16 protein-coding genes and 1 pseudogene are annotated in these 14199 nt (G+C 73.4%); 11 read left to right on the forward strand and 6 right to left on the reverse strand.

Annotated elements, in window-relative coordinates; translation table 11 throughout:
* Positions 1-10: 10 nt before the first annotated feature.
* The 6 genes and pseudogenes from IE275_RS00390 to pqqE all read left to right on the forward strand — a co-directional run bounded on the left by IE275_RS00390 (position 11) and on the right by pqqE (position 4600).
* Entirely contained in the window at positions 11-1129 is a 1119-nt protein-coding gene (locus tag IE275_RS00390; RefSeq protein WP_189706176.1) for a PQQ-dependent sugar dehydrogenase, read from the forward strand.
* 63 nt (positions 1130-1192) lie between these two features.
* Positions 1193-1333, forward strand: a complete 141-nt coding sequence (gene pqqA, locus IE275_RS00395) for a pyrroloquinoline quinone precursor peptide PqqA (protein WP_189706178.1) — start codon at positions 1193-1195, stop codon at positions 1331-1333.
* 9 nt (positions 1334-1342) lie between these two features.
* The gene (gene pqqB / locus IE275_RS00400) at positions 1343-2266 is read left to right on the forward strand and encodes a pyrroloquinoline quinone biosynthesis protein PqqB (protein WP_189706180.1); all 924 of its coding nucleotides are present in this window, start codon (positions 1343-1345) and stop codon (positions 2264-2266) included.
* Positions 2263-2976, forward strand: a pseudogene (pqqC, locus tag IE275_RS00405) (pyrroloquinoline-quinone synthase PqqC); the annotation flags it as partial. The gene pqqB and the pseudogene pqqC, both read left to right, overlap by 4 nt.
* 233 nt (positions 2977-3209) lie before the next feature.
* Positions 3210-3473, forward strand: a complete 264-nt coding sequence (gene pqqD / locus IE275_RS00410; protein ID WP_268255243.1) for a pyrroloquinoline quinone biosynthesis peptide chaperone PqqD — start codon at positions 3210-3212, stop codon at positions 3471-3473.
* Entirely contained in the window at positions 3470-4600 is a 1131-nt protein-coding gene (gene pqqE / locus IE275_RS00415) for a pyrroloquinoline quinone biosynthesis protein PqqE (protein ID WP_189706184.1), read from the forward strand. Before pqqD ends, pqqE begins: the two co-directional genes overlap by 4 nt.
* Positions 4601-4608: 8 nt before the next feature.
* Here the strand turns inward: pqqE and IE275_RS00420 are convergent, their stop codons facing one another.
* The 4 genes from IE275_RS00420 to IE275_RS00435 are packed head-to-tail and all read right to left on the reverse strand — an operon-like array spanning position 4609 to position 7828.
* Positions 4609-5664: an ABC transporter ATP-binding protein gene (locus IE275_RS00420; RefSeq protein WP_189706186.1), complete on the reverse strand. Its 1056-nt coding sequence runs from the start codon at positions 5662-5664 to the stop codon at positions 4609-4611.
* A gap of 38 nt (positions 5665-5702) precedes the next feature.
* Positions 5703-6566, reverse strand: coding sequence for an ABC transporter permease (locus tag IE275_RS00425; protein ID WP_189706188.1), 864 nt, complete (start codon positions 6564-6566; stop codon positions 5703-5705).
* Positions 6563-7396: a molybdate ABC transporter substrate-binding protein gene (gene modA, locus IE275_RS00430; protein WP_189706190.1), complete on the reverse strand. Its 834-nt coding sequence runs from the start codon at positions 7394-7396 to the stop codon at positions 6563-6565. Before modA ends, IE275_RS00425 begins: the two co-directional genes overlap by 4 nt.
* A 45-nt stretch (positions 7397-7441) precedes the next feature.
* Positions 7442-7828 (reverse strand): TOBE domain-containing protein, encoded by a 387-nt coding sequence (locus tag IE275_RS00435; RefSeq protein WP_189706192.1) that lies wholly within the window; start codon positions 7826-7828, stop codon positions 7442-7444.
* Between the two features lie 138 nt (positions 7829-7966).
* Between IE275_RS00435 and IE275_RS00440 the strand changes: the two genes are divergently transcribed.
* Positions 7967-8428 (forward strand): molybdopterin-dependent oxidoreductase, encoded by a 462-nt coding sequence (locus IE275_RS00440; protein ID WP_189706194.1) that lies wholly within the window; start codon positions 7967-7969, stop codon positions 8426-8428.
* A gap of 93 nt (positions 8429-8521) precedes the next feature.
* Here the strand turns inward: IE275_RS00440 and IE275_RS00445 are convergent, their stop codons facing one another.
* A complete protein-coding gene (locus IE275_RS00445; protein ID WP_189706195.1) occupies positions 8522-10270 on the reverse strand; it encodes a glycoside hydrolase family 3 protein in 1749 nt (582 codons plus the stop codon).
* A 32-nt stretch (positions 10271-10302) separates the two neighbouring features.
* Complete coding sequence (locus tag IE275_RS00450) at positions 10303-11622, reverse strand: MFS transporter (protein ID WP_189706198.1); 1320 nt, start codon at positions 11620-11622, stop codon at positions 10303-10305.
* A gap of 224 nt (positions 11623-11846) precedes the next feature.
* On the opposite strand from IE275_RS00450, the gene IE275_RS00455 reads away from it, so the two are divergent.
* The 4 genes from IE275_RS00455 (at position 11847) to IE275_RS00470 (ending at position 14100) form a co-directional block, all read left to right on the forward strand.
* Positions 11847-12506 (forward strand): TetR/AcrR family transcriptional regulator, encoded by a 660-nt coding sequence (locus IE275_RS00455; protein WP_229870029.1) that lies wholly within the window; start codon positions 11847-11849, stop codon positions 12504-12506.
* Between the two features lie 147 nt (positions 12507-12653).
* Positions 12654-13073, forward strand: coding sequence for an aspartate 1-decarboxylase (gene panD / locus IE275_RS00460; protein WP_189706202.1), 420 nt, complete (start codon positions 12654-12656; stop codon positions 13071-13073).
* A gap of 34 nt (positions 13074-13107) precedes the next feature.
* A complete protein-coding gene (locus IE275_RS00465; protein WP_189706204.1) occupies positions 13108-13455 on the forward strand; it encodes a GNAT family N-acetyltransferase in 348 nt (115 codons plus the stop codon).
* 6 nt (positions 13456-13461) lie between these two features.
* Positions 13462-14100 (forward strand): aspartate/glutamate racemase family protein, encoded by a 639-nt coding sequence (locus IE275_RS00470; protein WP_189706206.1) that lies wholly within the window; start codon positions 13462-13464, stop codon positions 14098-14100.
* Positions 14101-14199: the final 99 nt, after the last annotated feature.

Genomic DNA, 14199 nt, shown 5'->3' on the forward strand with positions numbered 1-14199 from the left:
GGGCCACCGAATGCCCCGCCTCGCGCGTCCGGCGCCGCGTCGAGTGACCCGACCGGGAACGGCGGTGACCGTCGCCGCCACGGTCCTCCTCGGCGCCTGCCTCCTCCCGCCGGCCACGGCCGCCGCCGGATCCCGGGGAACCGGTGTGCCGTCGGGCGTCTCGGTCCTGTCCGCCGGTTGGACGAGGCCGTGGGGCATCGGCTTCCTGCCCGACGGGCGGAGCGCGCTGGTGACCGAGCGCCACAGCTTCACGGTGTCGGTCCTGGGCCGCGACGGCGTCAGGAGGCCGGTGGGCACGGTGCCGAACACCGTCGCCGGCGTCGCCGGTCCGGTGGCGGACAACGGCGGTCTGCTGGGCGTCGCCCCCTCGCCGACCTGGAACGGCACCACGGACCACGACGTGTTCTTCCTCCACACGGCCGCCGACGAGACCAGAGTCGTGAAGATGCGCTTCGACGGCACCTCGCTGAGCGGCTACACCGTCGTCCTCGGCGGTATCGCCCGGGGCGGCGGCCACAACGGCGGCACGATCGCCTTCGGCCCGGACGGCCATCTGTACGTCACCACCGGCGACGCCCTCCAGAAGTCCCTGGCGCAGGACGTGAACTCGCTCAACGGGAAGATCCTGCGGATCACCAAGAGCGGTGCGGCGGCCCCCGGCAACCCGTTCGGCACCCGGGTCTACAGCCTGGGCCACCGCAACCCCCAGGGCCTGGCCTGGGACTCCCGGGGCAGGCTGTGGGAGACCGAGATCGGCGAGTCCACCTGGGACGAGCTCAACCTGATCGGTGCGGGCAAGAACTACGGCTGGCCCACCTGCGAGGGCTCCTGCGCCCAGGCGGGTATGACGGACCCGAAGAAGGTCTGGAACCCGGCCCAGGGCGGCGTACCCGCCCAGCTCGCCATCGCCGGCGACGTCGTCTACGTCTCGACGCTGCTCGGCCGGCGGCTGTGGGCCGTGCCGATCGACAGCACCGGCACCGGCGTCGGGACCGCGACGTCGTACTACGACGGCGTGTACGGCCGGCTGCGGGCCCTGGCCAAGGTCCCCGGCGCCGACGAGCTGTGGCTCGGCTCCAGCGACAACGGCGTCGACAAGGACAGCATCCTCAAGGTCACCGTCGAGTGACCGCTCCGGCCCCTTCGACTCCCCTCCTCACGCAGGGGTGAACCCGAGAGAAAGGTACGCACCATGAACGAGACCACCGAACGGACGCAGCAGCCGGCCGCGACCACGACGCAGCACACCGACCCGGGTGTCTGGCAGACGCCCGGCTACACCGTCGTCGACACCGCGCTGGAGGTCACCGCCTACTCCCTCTCCGCCCGCTAGCAGGCCGCCATGCTGCTGCGTGTGCTCGGCACCGCGGCCGGCGGCGGCGTCCCGCAGTGGAACTGCGCGTGCCCCGGATGTTCCGGGGCACGCGCGCATCCCGAGCGGCGCCGCCGGCACGCATCGCTCGCGGTCCGTACGGACGACGGCCGCTGGTACCTCGTCAACGCGACCCCCGACATCGGCGACCAGATCGAGGCCCATCCCGCACTCCACCCCGGCCCCGAACCCCGCCGCACCCCGATCGCCGGGGTCGTCCTCACCGACGCCGAACTCGACCACACCCTGGGCATCGCACGGCTGCGCGAGGCCGACGCCCTGGAGATCCACGCCACCGCCCCGGTCCGCCGCGCCCTCGACGAACGCCTGCGCCTCGGCGCCGTCCTGGGCCCCTACACCACGCTGACCTGGCGGGACCTGCCGTGCCACGGCGCGCGGTCGCTCACCTCCGCGACCTTCGGCCGGCCCGACCGCAGTCTGCGAATCAGCGCCGTCCCCGTCTCCGCGAAACGCCCCCGGTACGCCGCCGACGCCCCCGAGACCGACGGGGACGACGCCTGGGTCGTCGCCCTGCGCCTGTACGACCCGGCCACCGGCCGGTCGGCGGTCTACGCCCCCGCCGTGGCCGCCTGGTCCGACGCGCTGCACCGGGTCGCCGCCGAGGCCGACTGCGTCATCGTCGACGGCACCTTCTGGGACGACGAGGAACCACGCCGCACCGGCATCTCCTCCCGCACCGCCACCGGCATGGGCCATCTGCCCATCGACGGGCCGGGCGGCACCGCCGGCATCCTCGCCACGCTGTCCGCCCGCTGCCTCTACACCCACCTCAACAACACCAACCCCCTCGTCGACCCCGCCGCGGACCAGCACAAGCGGCTCGCCCGGCTGGGCATCGAGGTGGCCGACGACGAGATGGTGATCGAGCTGTGACCACGGCACTCGCCCCCCTGACAGAACCCTGGCCCCCCACCGAGTTCGAGGACCGCCTGCGCACGGTGGCCCAGGAGCGCTACCACGACCGTCACCCCTTCAACGTCCGGATGCACGAGGGCGACCTCGACCGGACCGAGGTCCGCACCTGGATCGCCAACCGCTTCCACTACCAGCGCCACATCCCCGTCAAGGACGCGCTGATCACCGCCAAACTCGACTCCCCGCGACTGCGGCGCATGTGGCTGCGCCGGATCGAGGACCACGACGGACGCGGTGAAGGCGAGGGCGGCATCGAGCGCTGGCTGCGGCTCGGCGAGGCGGCCGGCCTGGACCGCGACACCCTGCTGGCGGGCGACTCCGTGCTGCCCGGCGTACGCCTCGCCGTCGAGGGCTACGTCAACTTCTGCCGGCTGCGCCCGCCGCTGGAGGCCGTCGCCGCCTCGCTCACCGAACTGACCGCACCCGGCCTGATGCGGCGGCGCATCGGCGCCTTCGAACGCCACTACGACTGGATCGCGCCGGACGGGCTCGCCTACTTCCGCACCCGCGTCGACCAGGGCCGGCGCGACAGCACCGAGGCCCTCGCCCTCGTCCTGGAGTGGGCGCGCACCCGGGGGGACCAGGAACGGGCCCTGGCCGCGCTCGCCTTCAAGTGCGACGTCCTGTGGGCCCTGCTGGACGCCGTGCAGCGGGGACAGGCGTCCGACGACAGGCCGGTGGTGGACGTGCGGCCCTGGCGGAACGACCACCCGGAACCGCGGGACCATCAGGTGCGGCACGGGCAGCCGGAGCCGGACACCCGGCCGCAGCCGGACGCCCGTCCCTGGCGCACCGGCCCGTCGGCGTCCGGCGGACGACGTCCGTCACGGCCGCTGCCCCGCACCGCGGCCGGCGGCCCCGAGCAGGACCTGCGCCCCTGGCGCGGGCAGGGATGACGGCCGTGCCCGGCGACCCCTGGCGCCCCGCCCTCGCCCCCGCCCTGATGCTGCGCCACGACCGGGTGCGCGACACGGACCTGCTGGTCCTGCCCGAACGCGTCGTCGTCCTGGAGGGCCACGCCGGACAGATCGTCGGGCTGTGCGACGGCACCCGCACCGTGCCCGGGATCGTCGACACGCTGGCCGAGCGCTACCCGGGCGCCCCGGTCGCCGACGACGTCCCGTCCTTCCTCGACCGGCTGCGCCGGGAGGGCTGGCTCACATGACCGTTCCCCGCCCCGCCGCCGCCTCGCCCGAGCCGCCCCGCCCCTGGGCGCTGCTCGCCGAACTCACCCACGCCTGCCCGCTGCACTGCCCGTACTGCTCCAACCCGCTGGAGCTGGCCCGGCGTTCGGCCGAACTGACCGCCGCCGAGTGGGCGGACGTCCTGCGGCAGGCCGCCGACCTGGGCGTCGTCCACACCCATCTCTCCGGCGGCGAGCCGCTGCTCAGGCCCGACCTGGAACGGATCGTCGCCGCCGCCGAGGGGGCCGGCGTCTACACCCAGCTGGTGACCAGCGGCACCGGCCTCGACGAGGACCGGCTGAGCGCGCTGCGTGCGGCCGGGCTGCGCAGTGTGCAGCTCTCCGTCCAGCACGCCGAGGCCGCCGCCAACGACCGGATCGCCGGACGCCCGTCCTCGTTCGCCGCCAAGGAACGGGCCGCGGCCCTGGTCCGCCGGGCGGGACTCCCGCTCGGCCTCAACGTGGTGCTGCACCGCGACAATCTCGACACGGTCGGCGCCCTCGTCGAGCTGGGCGAGTCCTGGGGCGTGGACCGCATCGAGCTGGCCAACACCCAGTTCTACGGCTGGGGTCTGCTCAACCGGGCCGCGCTGCTGCCCACCCGCGAGCAGCTGGCCCGCGCCCGGGAGACCGTCGAACACCACCGGGAGCGGCTCGCGGGCCGTGTCGAACTGGTCTGGGTCGTCCCCGACTACTTCGACGGGATCGCCAAGCCCTGCATGGGCGGCTGGGGAGCGGTCTCCCTCACCGTCACCCCCGACGGCACGGCCCTGCCCTGCCCGGCCGCCGCGTCCCTGCCCGACCTCGACCCGCCCAACGTCCGCGACCGTCCCCTCGACTGGATCTGGGACCGCTCCCCGGCGTTCGCCCGCTACCGCGGCACCGCCTGGATGACCGGCCCCTGCGGCACGTGCCCCCGCCGGGAGGAGGACTTCGGCGGCTGCCGCTGCCAGGCGTACGCCCTCACCGGCGACGCCGCCCGCACCGACCCGGCGTGCGCGCTCTCGCCCGACCACCACGTAGTCCGCGCCCTGACCGACCCCGACGCCGGCGTGACCCCGCCCCTGTACGTCCACCGCCGCCCCGGAGCCGTGCCCCAGGTGCGCTGAGTCCCCGCTCAGACGGGGTAGGCGTGGGTCTGGGCGGCCTTGACGGTCGCCCAGACCCGGGTGCCGGGGTGCAGACCGAGTTCGGCGGCGGCGACCGTCGTGAGATCGGCGGCCAGCGGCAGTTCGCCCGTGAGGTCGGCGCGGATCTGGTCGCCGTGGGTCTCCAGGCCCGCCACCTCGCAGTGCCAGAGATTCCGGGCGCTGGTGCCGGTGGGGCGCTCGCGGTGGAGGGTGACCGCGCTCGGCGGGAACGCCACGAACACCGGACCGGTCAGCACCTCCGTCGTGGTGAGGCTCGGCCCGGCGTCCAGACGCACGGTGTGGCCGTCGGCCCGGCCCTGGTAGAGGTTCAGGCCGACGAGCCGGGCGATGTAGTCGGTGCGCGGATGGCGGGCGATGTCGGCCGGGGTGCCCTCCTGGACGGTCCTGCCGTCCTCGACGACGACCAGCCGGTCGGCGAGCACCATCGCGTCGAGCGGATCATGGGTGACCAGGACGGCGACGGCCTCGAACTCGGCCAGATGACGGCGGAGCTGGGCCCGCACGTCCAGCCGGGTGCGGGCGTCCAGCGCCGCCAGCGGCTCGTCGAGCAGCAGCAGCCGGGGCCGGGTGGCCAGCGCCCGGGCGAGGGCGACGCGCTGGGCCTGGCCGCCGGAGAGCCGGCGGGGCCTGGCGCCCGCGTGCTCGGCCAGACCCATCCGCTCCAGCCACGCGGCGGCCAGGGCGCGGGCCTCCGCCTTGCCCACGCCCTGGCAGCGCGGCCCGAAGGCCACGTTGTCGAGGGCGGTGAGATGCGGGAAGAGCAGGTAGTCCTGGAAGACGACGCCGACCGGCCGGGACTCCGGCGGGGTGCGCTCCAACGCCGCGCCGTCCAGCCGCAGATGGCCGTCGGTGAGCGGGACGAGACCGGCGAGGGCGCGCAGCGCGGTGGTCTTGCCCGCGCCGTTGGGGCCGAGCAGGGCGACGACGTCACCGGGCCCGGCGGTGAGGGCCACGTCGAGGCGGAAAATGCCGCGGTCGACGACGAGACGGGCGTCGAGGCCCGGGGTACCGAGGGCGGTCATGGGAAGATCGTCTCGCGTGGAGCTGTCCCGTGCGGTGCTCATGAGGCCGTCATCCAGCGGTCGCGCAGCCCGGCCAGTACGGCGATGGACACGGCCAGCAGCACCAGGCTGAGGGCGATCGCCGCCTCCGGATCGCTCTGGAGGGCCAGATAGACGGCCAGCGGCATGGTCTGGGTACGGCCGGGGAAGTTGCCGGCGAAGGTGATCGTCGCCCCGAACTCGCCCAGCGCCCGCGCCCAGGCCAGCACGGCGCCCGCCGCGATGCCCGGCGCGATCAGGGGGAGCGTGACCCGGCGGAACGCGGTGAACCGGGAGGCGCCCAGGGTCGCGGCCGCCTCCTCGTAGCGCGGGTCGGTGGCCCGTAGGGTGCCCTCGACGCTGATGACGAGGAACGGCATGGCGACGAAGGCCTCGGCGATCACGACCCCGGTGGTGGTGAACGGCAGGGTGATCCCGAACCACGCGTCCAGCCACTTCCCGACGACGCCGTTGCGGCCGAGCGCCATCAGCAGCGCCACACCGCCCACCACCGGGGGCAGCACGAGCGGCAGGGTGACGAGGGCCCGTACCAGGCCGCGGCCGGGGAAGTCGACCCGGGCCAGCAGCCAGGCCAGGGGCACCCCGAGCACCAGGCTCACCGCGGTGGCCGCGGTGGCGCAGAGCAGGGACAGCCGCAGCGCCTGCCACACCTCGGGACTGGTCAGCTGGTCCGACAGGCTGCTCCAGGGGGTGCGCACCAGCAGCGCGACCAGCGGCAGCACCAGGAACGCCAGCCCCAGCAGCGCGGGCAGGAGCAGCGGGAGCGGTGCGCCGCGGGCCGCGCGGGTGCGGACCCGTCCGCGCCGTGGCCCGCCCGTGAGGGTGTCGGGCACGGCGGCGGACGTGTCGTGCGGGGACGTCACGGCTTGAGGAACCCGGCCTCGGTCAGGACCTTCTGTCCCTCGGCGGACTGCACCAGCGTGATGAACGCCTGGGCGGCCTCGGTGTTCTGCGAGTCCTTGAGCAGGGCGATCGGGTAGTCGTTGACGGCGTCGGCCGACTCGGGGAAGTCCACGCCCTCCACCTTGTCACCCGCGGCGTTCACATCGGTCTTGTAGACGACGGCCGCGTCGGCCTCCTTCAGCTCGACCTTGGTGAGGGCGGCCTTGACGTCCTGCTCGTAGGAGACCGGGGTCAGCTTCAGCCCGCTCGCGTCGAGGGCCTTCTGCGCGGCGGCCCCGCACGGCACCTCCTTGTCGCACAGCACGACCTTCAGGCCGGACTTGGTGAGGTCCTTCAGGGAGGCGATCTTGTCGGGGTTGCCCGGCAGGGTGGCGATCTCCAGCTGGTTGCGGACGAAGGTGGCGGGGGTGCCGGAGGCGCCCCCCGCGTCGGTGACGATCTTCATCGTCTTGGGGCTGGCCGAGGCGAACACATCGGCCGGGGCACCACCGGTGATGCTCGCGGCGAGGGAGTCGCTGCCGCCGAAGTTGAAGGTCACCTTCGTCCCGGGGTGGGCCTTCTCGAACTCCTCGCCCAGCGTCGTGAAGCTCTCCTTCAGCGAGGCGGCGGCGAAGACGGTCACCTCGCCGGACAGCTTGTCCGAGGCGGTGGCCGACGCCGAGGAGTCGGAGCCGGACGACGCGGAGTCGTCGGAGGAGCAGGCGCTCAGGGCCAGCAGCGCGGCGGCTCCGGCACCGGCCACCTGGAGGGTGCGGCGGGTGCGGCGGGTCCGGCGCACGGAACGGGTCATCACGGATCTACTCCTTCTCACGAACTCACGAACTCACGAAACGGTTCAGGGTCTTTCGACGACCACATTGGTCGACTTGATCACTGCGACCGCCGGGACGCCGAGCTCCAGCGCCAGCTCCTCGGCCGACTCCCGGCTGACCAGGGACACCACCCGGAACGGCCCGGCCTGGATCTCCACCTGCGCGGAGACGTCCCCCAGCCGCACCTCGGTGACGATGCCGGGGAGGCGGTTGCGCGCCGAGGAGCCGGCGCCCGCCCGGTCCGGCCGGTGCATCCGCCGGGCGAAGGCCGCCAGGGCCGCCCCGGGGATGATGCGGCGGCCCGACTCCTCGCGATCGGCGTGCAGCTTCCCGCTGTCGACGAGGCGCCGCACGGTGTCCGCGCTGACGCCCAGTAGGGCGGCCGCTTCACCGATCCGGTAGGTGTGCATGCACCGAGCATACTGCCGCATATGCGAGGCGTAAGTCCCTTGTCGCATCGCATGAGCCGGATCATGGGCGCACTAGGTTGGTATGTGCGTTTGTACGGACGCCCGGCCCGGGTACGGTCACCCGGGAGGTGGTAGCCCGTGACCCAGTCCCTCGCGGCCGCCGGCACCGCGGCACAGGTCGTCCTCACCGGTGATCTGGCCCGGCTGACCGTCGCCGACCTGCGCGCCTGGCCCCAGCGGCAGGTCGCGGTGAGCTTCGAGTGCGCCACCAGCGGCACCCGGCGCCACCGCTTCACCGGGCCGCTGCTGCACGACGTGCTCGCCGACGCCGGTCCCGGTTTCGACCCCGCCCGCCGCAAGGACCGTCTGCGCTTCCTCATCGCGGTGACCGGCGCGGACGGCCATCACGCCCTGCTGTCCTGGGCGGAGGTGGACCCGGACTTCGGCCGCGCGCCCGTCCTGCTCGCCGTCTCCATCGACGACACCCCGCTGGACCTCGCCGGCCCCCAGCTCGTCCTGCCGCAGGACCGCTGCGGGGCCCGGCACATCAGCGGGATCGACGCGATCCGGGTGGACGGCGGCTACCGCGGATGGACGTGACAGGGCCCTGCCGCGTGCGCGTCGGCACACGGCAGGGCCCTGTCACGTCCGGCCTCGGTCGGCGACGCCGTCGGGGCGGGCGCCCCGGCGGGTCTACCCCAGGTCGAGCCCGTGGCCGTAGGGGAACACGGGGTCCTGCGTGTCGTTGGGCACGTCCGGCCGGGACGCTTCTACGGCGGCCATGGAGCGCGGCAGCTCGAACGGGAGCCGTCCCTCGGCGCGGGCCCGGCCGAAGGCCACGTCCAGGAGCGCCGCGTCCGAGGCGCCGAAGTCCGCGATCAGGGCGGCCGCGCGCTCGGCGATCTCGGGGAGCACGGCGGGCCGTTCGAGGTTGACGCACACCAGCGTGGGCACGGTGTCGAGCAGCCGCAGGATGTCCTTCAGCTCCTCCTCGGGGAAGGCGAGGGATCCCGCGTGGAAGAACGACTCGAAGGCGCCGGGCCGCTGTTCGTACGGGGTGCGCAGCCGCAGGACGGCGACGTCCGCCTCGGCCGGATCGCCGACGACATTGCCGTAGGCCGCCGCCGTCTCCCGGCTCACTCCCCGGACATAGAGGTCGGGGCGCTCCCGCAGGGGGAGGAGGCCGTTGTCGGTGAGGACGGTCAGCGAACGCCGCTGGGCCGCCTCGCCCAGGGCCGTGAACTCGCGGGCGCCGACGGTCTCCTCGGCGCGGTCCGGGTCGACGTACGGGTTCTCGAAGAGGCCGAGCACGAACTTCTCGCGCAGCAGACGGCGTACGGAGGCGTCGACGCGGTCCTCGGAGATCCGGCCCGAGCGCACCAGTTCCACCACGACCTCGGGGCACTGCTCCCCGCCGAACTGGTCGGTGCCGGCGTCCAGTGCCTTCGCCGCCCGCTCCGCGACGCTCAGGTGCTCGACGCCCCAGGCGCGGGCCTCGGCCGGCTCGCCCAGGATCTCGGCGTCGCTGAGCAGGCCCCAGTCGGTGCAGATGATGCCGTCGAAGCCGAGCCGTCCGCGCAGCAGGCCGGTCAGGACGTCCTTGTTGAAACCGAAGCCGACCTCCTCCCAGTCGGTGCCCACGGGCTGCCCGTAGTACGGCATCATCTGCGAGCACCCGGCCTCGACGGCCGCGCGGAACGGGGCCAGGTGGTATTCGCGCATACCCCCCGGGTAGACCTGCTCCTTGCCGTGCGGGAAGTGCGGGTCCTCGCCGTCCTTCTGCGGCCCGCCGCCCGGGAAGTGCTTGACCATCGCGGCGACCGACCGGGTGCCGAGCCGCGGGCCCTGAAGACCGCGGACGTACGCGCCCACCAGCTCCCCGGTCAGCTCCGCGTCGGACCCGAACGTGCCCGACTGGCGGGACCAGCGCGGCTCGGTGGCCAGGTCGATCTGCGGGTGCAGGGCGACCCGGAAGCCGACGGCGAGGTACTCGCGGCGGACGGTGTCCGCGAACCGCTCCACCAGCTCGGGGTCCCCGATCGCGGCCAGGCCCAGGGGTTCGGGCCAGGCCGAGAACGCCCCGGAGTTGAAGGAGGCGCCCGGGTTGTCGGTGAAGGTGTGCCGGGGGTCGGTGGAGAGGGTGACCGGGATGCCCAGCCGGGTGGCCGCGGCCAGTTCCTGCATCCGGTTGCTCCAGCGGGCCATCGCACCCGCGTCGCCCTGGCCGAGCAGGTTGAAGTGGGTCAGACCGCGGCCCGTGACCAGCTCGGTGGTGCCGTGTCGGAGGAACGGGCCCTCCTCGGCCAGACCGCCCTCCGGCGTCATCGTCAGCATCGTGTGGAAGAGCTGGCCCGCCTTCTCCTCCAGGGTCATACGGGCCAGCAGGTCCTCGACCCGTTCGTCGACGGGCAGGTTCGGGTCGCGGTACGCGGGGGTGGTCATCCGGTTTCCTTGCGCGAGGGGGCCCTAGGGGGCTACTTGACCGAGCGGATGAACTGGACGGCGAGCGCGCCCAGGACGGCGGCGACCGCACCGAAGAGGAACAGCGCGCCGTAGTTCCCGCCGCCGCCGATCGCGAGGAACGCGGGGGCGACGATGGGGACGAGCGACTGGGGGAGGGCGTTGCCGATGTTCAGCACGCCCATGTCCTTCGCGGACTCCTCCGGGTTGGGCAGCACCGCGGCCGCCAGCGCCATGTCGACGGAGAGGTAGAGGCCCTCGCCGAAGCCGAAGACGACCAGCGCGGCGACGTACATCCCGAAGTTCTGCGTGGAGGCGATCATCGCCAGGCTGACCGCCATGACCATGGAGGAGCCGAGCACGTACGGCTTGCGGCGGCCCGAGCGGTCGGACAGCTGGCCGCCCAGGAGTGAGCCCACGACGATCGCGACGACCATGGCGAGGGTGCCCACCAGGACCTTCCCGGTGACGGCCGTGTCGTCGTAGCCGAGGCGGTCCATCAGGAAGTAGACCTGGTAACTGGTCACGCAGGAGGCGCCGGTGAAGACCAGGAAGCGGCCGGCGAAGTTCCAGGCGAAGTCGGGGTGCCTGCGCGGATTCACCCAGAAGCTGCGCAGGAACTCCTTGACGCTGTACGGGGCGAACGCGCCGGCGCGGGCCGGGCGGTCCTCGATGACGACCGCGAGACAGACGACGGCGGCCAGGCCGATCGCGCCGGGCACCAGGAAGGCCAGCGCCATCGAGCCGCTGAACACCTGGGCCAGCACCGAGCCGCCGATCATCGCCATCGAGGTCGTGACGCCGATGACACCGGAGACCCGGGCCTGCTGCTGCGGCGGGATCAGGTCGGGGATGCAGGAGGTGAGGGCGGCCAGGGTGGCGTTGATGCCGAGCTGGGCGACGGCCCAGCCGGTCATCAGCACCGGCACGCTGCCGCCGAGGGCGACCACGAGCAGGCCGGCGAGTCCGGCGGTCATCCCGCCGACCAGCCAGGGGCGGCGCCGGCCGAAGCGGCTGGTGGTGCGGTCGGACAGGGCGCCGAAGACCGGGTTGCCGAGCATCGCGAGGAGCGCGCCGACGGACAGCACCTGGCCGAGGGCGGCGCCGCGGTCCGCCTCCGGCACGATCTGGCTGACCCGGAGGGCGAGCGTGACCATGACCGGGGTGAGGACGGCGAGATAGGCGCCGAACTGGGCGAAGGCGAGGGTGAGGACGAGGCCGGCGGAGGCCTTGGGGACGGTGTCGGAGGGGGCGGCGGGGGCGGACTGCGCGGCGCGCGTGGCGGTCGATGGGGAAGTCGACTCGCCGAGCGGGGCGTCGTGGCTCAAGGCCATGGCGGCTCTCCATGGGGACGGGGGCGGCTTCTTCGCCGCACCGGCTCGATCAGAGAAGCAGCAAAACCGAGTAGGTAGTAGGTTTTGTTCGCGTGGCCTGAATCACGCTGCACACGGCTTGAAAAAGCGAATCGATTACTCGTGTAACCGACGGTCGCGACCGGAGCTGTCCGGGCCCCCTCCACCATGAAGGCGCAGGCTGTGGGCGGGCTATGGTGACCGGCATGGAGCAGAAGGAAAACGGCAGGGCCGGCCGAGGGGCGGGCCGCGGAACGTACGCCGTCGGCGACGAACGACGGCTGCGCATCCTGGACGCCGCCGTCGAGCACTTCGCCCAGTGGGGCTTCCACGCCTCGTCCCTCGCCCGGATCGCCAAGGACGTCGGCATCACCCAGGGCGGGCTGCTGCACCACTTCCGCAGCAAGGAGGACCTCCTCGTGCAGGTCCTGGAGCGCACCGAGCAGCAGGACGCGGAGCGGTTCTTCGGCAAGGACTTCGCCACGGCCGCCGAGTGCTACGCGAGCCTGCTCCGGCTCACCGAGTACAACGCCGCCCGCCTCGGCCGCACCCGGATGTTCAACGTCCTCGCCGCCGAGGCCGGCGACCCCGGCCACCCCGCCCACCCCTACTTCGTCCGGCGCTACGCCGAACTCGTCTCCGTCATGTCCGCCTCGCTGCGACGATCCGTGGAGAGCGGCGAGTTGAGGGACGGCACCGATGTCGCCGCGATGGCCGAGGAGACGGCCGCCGTGATGGACGGCCTCCAGATCCAGTGGGTCCTCGACCCCAAGGGCTTCGACATGGTGAGCCGCTTCCGCGCCTACGCCGACCGCCTGCTGCGGTCGATCACCACCGAGGGGACGGGGCTCCCGGAACAGAGCTGAGGGCAGGGACCGGGCACCGCGCACCCGCCCGGAGCCGAGGGTGACGGGGCTCTCGCTGCGGCCGGGAACCGCGTTGCGTAGCCTGTTCGCTGAACGCCCTTGACCTGCACGAGCGGGCAGGGAGCAGTCGACATCGGGAGCTTTCGCATGCTGCGCACCATGTTCAAGTCCAAGATCCACCGCGCCACCGTCACCCAGGCCGACCTGCACTACGTGGGATCCGTGACCATCGACGCGGACCTCCTCGACGCCGCCGACCTGCTCCCCGGGGAACTGGTGCACATCGTCGACATCACCAATGGCGCGCGGCTGGAGACGTACGTCATCGAGGGCGAGCGCGGCTCGGGGGTCGTCGGGATCAACGGGGCCGCCGCGCATCTCGTACATCCCGGAGACCTGGTGATCATCATCAGTTACGCTCAGGTCACCGATGCCGAGGCGCGGGCGCTGTCGCCCCGGGTCGTGCACGTGGACCGCGACAACCGCATCGTGGCCCTGGGCGCCGACCCCTCGGAGCCGGTACCGGGCTCCGACCAGGAGCGCAGCCCGCAGGCAGTGCCCGCCTGACCGGGACACCGTACGCATCGCACCGGGAGTGCCCATGAGCGACATCGAGATCCGCGACGACCGGCAGGCAGGACGCCTCGAAGCCGTCGGTGACGGAGGCGAAGTCGTGGGCCGCATCGAGTACTTCGTCCTGGAGTCGCCCCGTCCGGCCCTGGTCCCGGTGCACACGATCGTCGAACCGGCCCACGAGGGCAAGGGCATCGCCGGCTCCCTCGCGCGCGAGCTGTACGTCATGGCCGCGCGCGAGGGCGTCCCGGTCGCCCCGCTCTGCCCGTACGTCGTGAAGTGGGCCGCCCGGCACCCTCAGGAGGCGCCGGCCGCCGACCCCGAGCTGCTGAGCGCCGCCAAGGACTGGCTGCGCGCACACCCCGGAAGGTTCTGACCGCCGATGCTGGCCCTCCTGCACACGTCCGCGCTGCACGTTCCGGTCTTCGACGCCCTGCGCGACGAGACCCGGCCGGACCTGGAACTCCGCCACTTCGTCGACGAGAGCCTGCTGTCCCGGGCGCGCACCCTCGGCCCCGAGGCGGTCGCGGACGGCATACGGGCCGCGCTGGCCGAAGCCGCCGCGACCGGAGCCCGTGCCGTGCTGTGCACCTGCTCGACCATCGGTGCCGTCGCGGAGTCGGCCGCCTCCGGGCTCGGCGTCCGGGTCGTGCGCGGCGACCGCCCGATGGCCGCCGCCGCGGTGGCGGAGGGGGAGCGTGTCGTCGTCCTGGCGACCGTGGAGAGCACCTTCGGCCCGACCGCCGACCTGATCACCGAGGAGGCCTCTCGCGCGGGTCGCCCCGTCACGATCCGCACTCAGCTGGTCGACGGCGCCTGGGCCCGCTTCGAGGCGGGCGACACCGAGGGATGCGCCCGGCTGGTCGCGGACGCGGCCGACACGGTCACCGACGCCGACGCGATCGTCCTGGCCCAGGGCTCCATGGCCCCGGCGCAGTACCTCGTGCGCACCGCGGTACCCGTGCTGTCCAGCCCGCGGCCGGCCTTCGCGGCGGGCGCCCGCGCGGCTTCGGCGGACTGAGCCCACCCGGGTGAGTGCCCGGGGCGGCGCCGGGTACGCGGGGGAGTAGTCCAGAGGCAAGCCCCGCACCGGCCGGAGGACACGATGACGACCCCGCAC

It is taken from the genome of Streptomyces phaeofaciens, assembly GCF_014648915.1.
GTDB classification, from domain to species: Bacteria; Actinomycetota; Actinomycetes; order Streptomycetales; family Streptomycetaceae; genus Streptomyces; species Streptomyces phaeofaciens.

Coding starts and splice junctions, on each gene's coding strand:
- IE275_RS00390 (WP_189706176.1), top strand. CDS start 11: ATGCCCCGCCTCGCGCGTCCGGCGCCGCGTCGAGTGACCCGACCGGGA.
- pqqA (WP_189706178.1), top strand. CDS start 1,193: ATGAACGAGACCACCGAACGGACGCAGCAGCCGGCCGCGACCACGACG.
- pqqB (WP_189706180.1), top strand. CDS start 1,343: ATGCTGCTGCGTGTGCTCGGCACCGCGGCCGGCGGCGGCGTCCCGCAG.
- pqqE (WP_189706184.1), top strand. CDS start 3,470: ATGACCGTTCCCCGCCCCGCCGCCGCCTCGCCCGAGCCGCCCCGCCCC.
- IE275_RS00420 (WP_189706186.1), bottom strand. CDS start 5,664: ATGACCGCCCTCGGTACCCCGGGCCTCGACGCCCGTCTCGTCGTCGAC.
- modA (WP_189706190.1), bottom strand. CDS start 7,396: ATGACCCGTTCCGTGCGCCGGACCCGCCGCACCCGCCGCACCCTCCAG.
- IE275_RS00435 (WP_189706192.1), bottom strand. CDS start 7,828: ATGCACACCTACCGGATCGGTGAAGCGGCCGCCCTACTGGGCGTCAGC.
- IE275_RS00445 (WP_189706195.1), bottom strand. CDS start 10,270: ATGACCACCCCCGCGTACCGCGACCCGAACCTGCCCGTCGACGAACGG.
- IE275_RS00450 (WP_189706198.1), bottom strand. CDS start 11,622: ATGGCCTTGAGCCACGACGCCCCGCTCGGCGAGTCGACTTCCCCATCG.
- IE275_RS00455 (WP_229870029.1), top strand. CDS start 11,847: ATGGAGCAGAAGGAAAACGGCAGGGCCGGCCGAGGGGCGGGCCGCGGA.
- panD (WP_189706202.1), top strand. CDS start 12,654: ATGCTGCGCACCATGTTCAAGTCCAAGATCCACCGCGCCACCGTCACC.
- IE275_RS00465 (WP_189706204.1), top strand. CDS start 13,108: ATGAGCGACATCGAGATCCGCGACGACCGGCAGGCAGGACGCCTCGAA.
- IE275_RS00470 (WP_189706206.1), top strand. CDS start 13,462: ATGCTGGCCCTCCTGCACACGTCCGCGCTGCACGTTCCGGTCTTCGAC.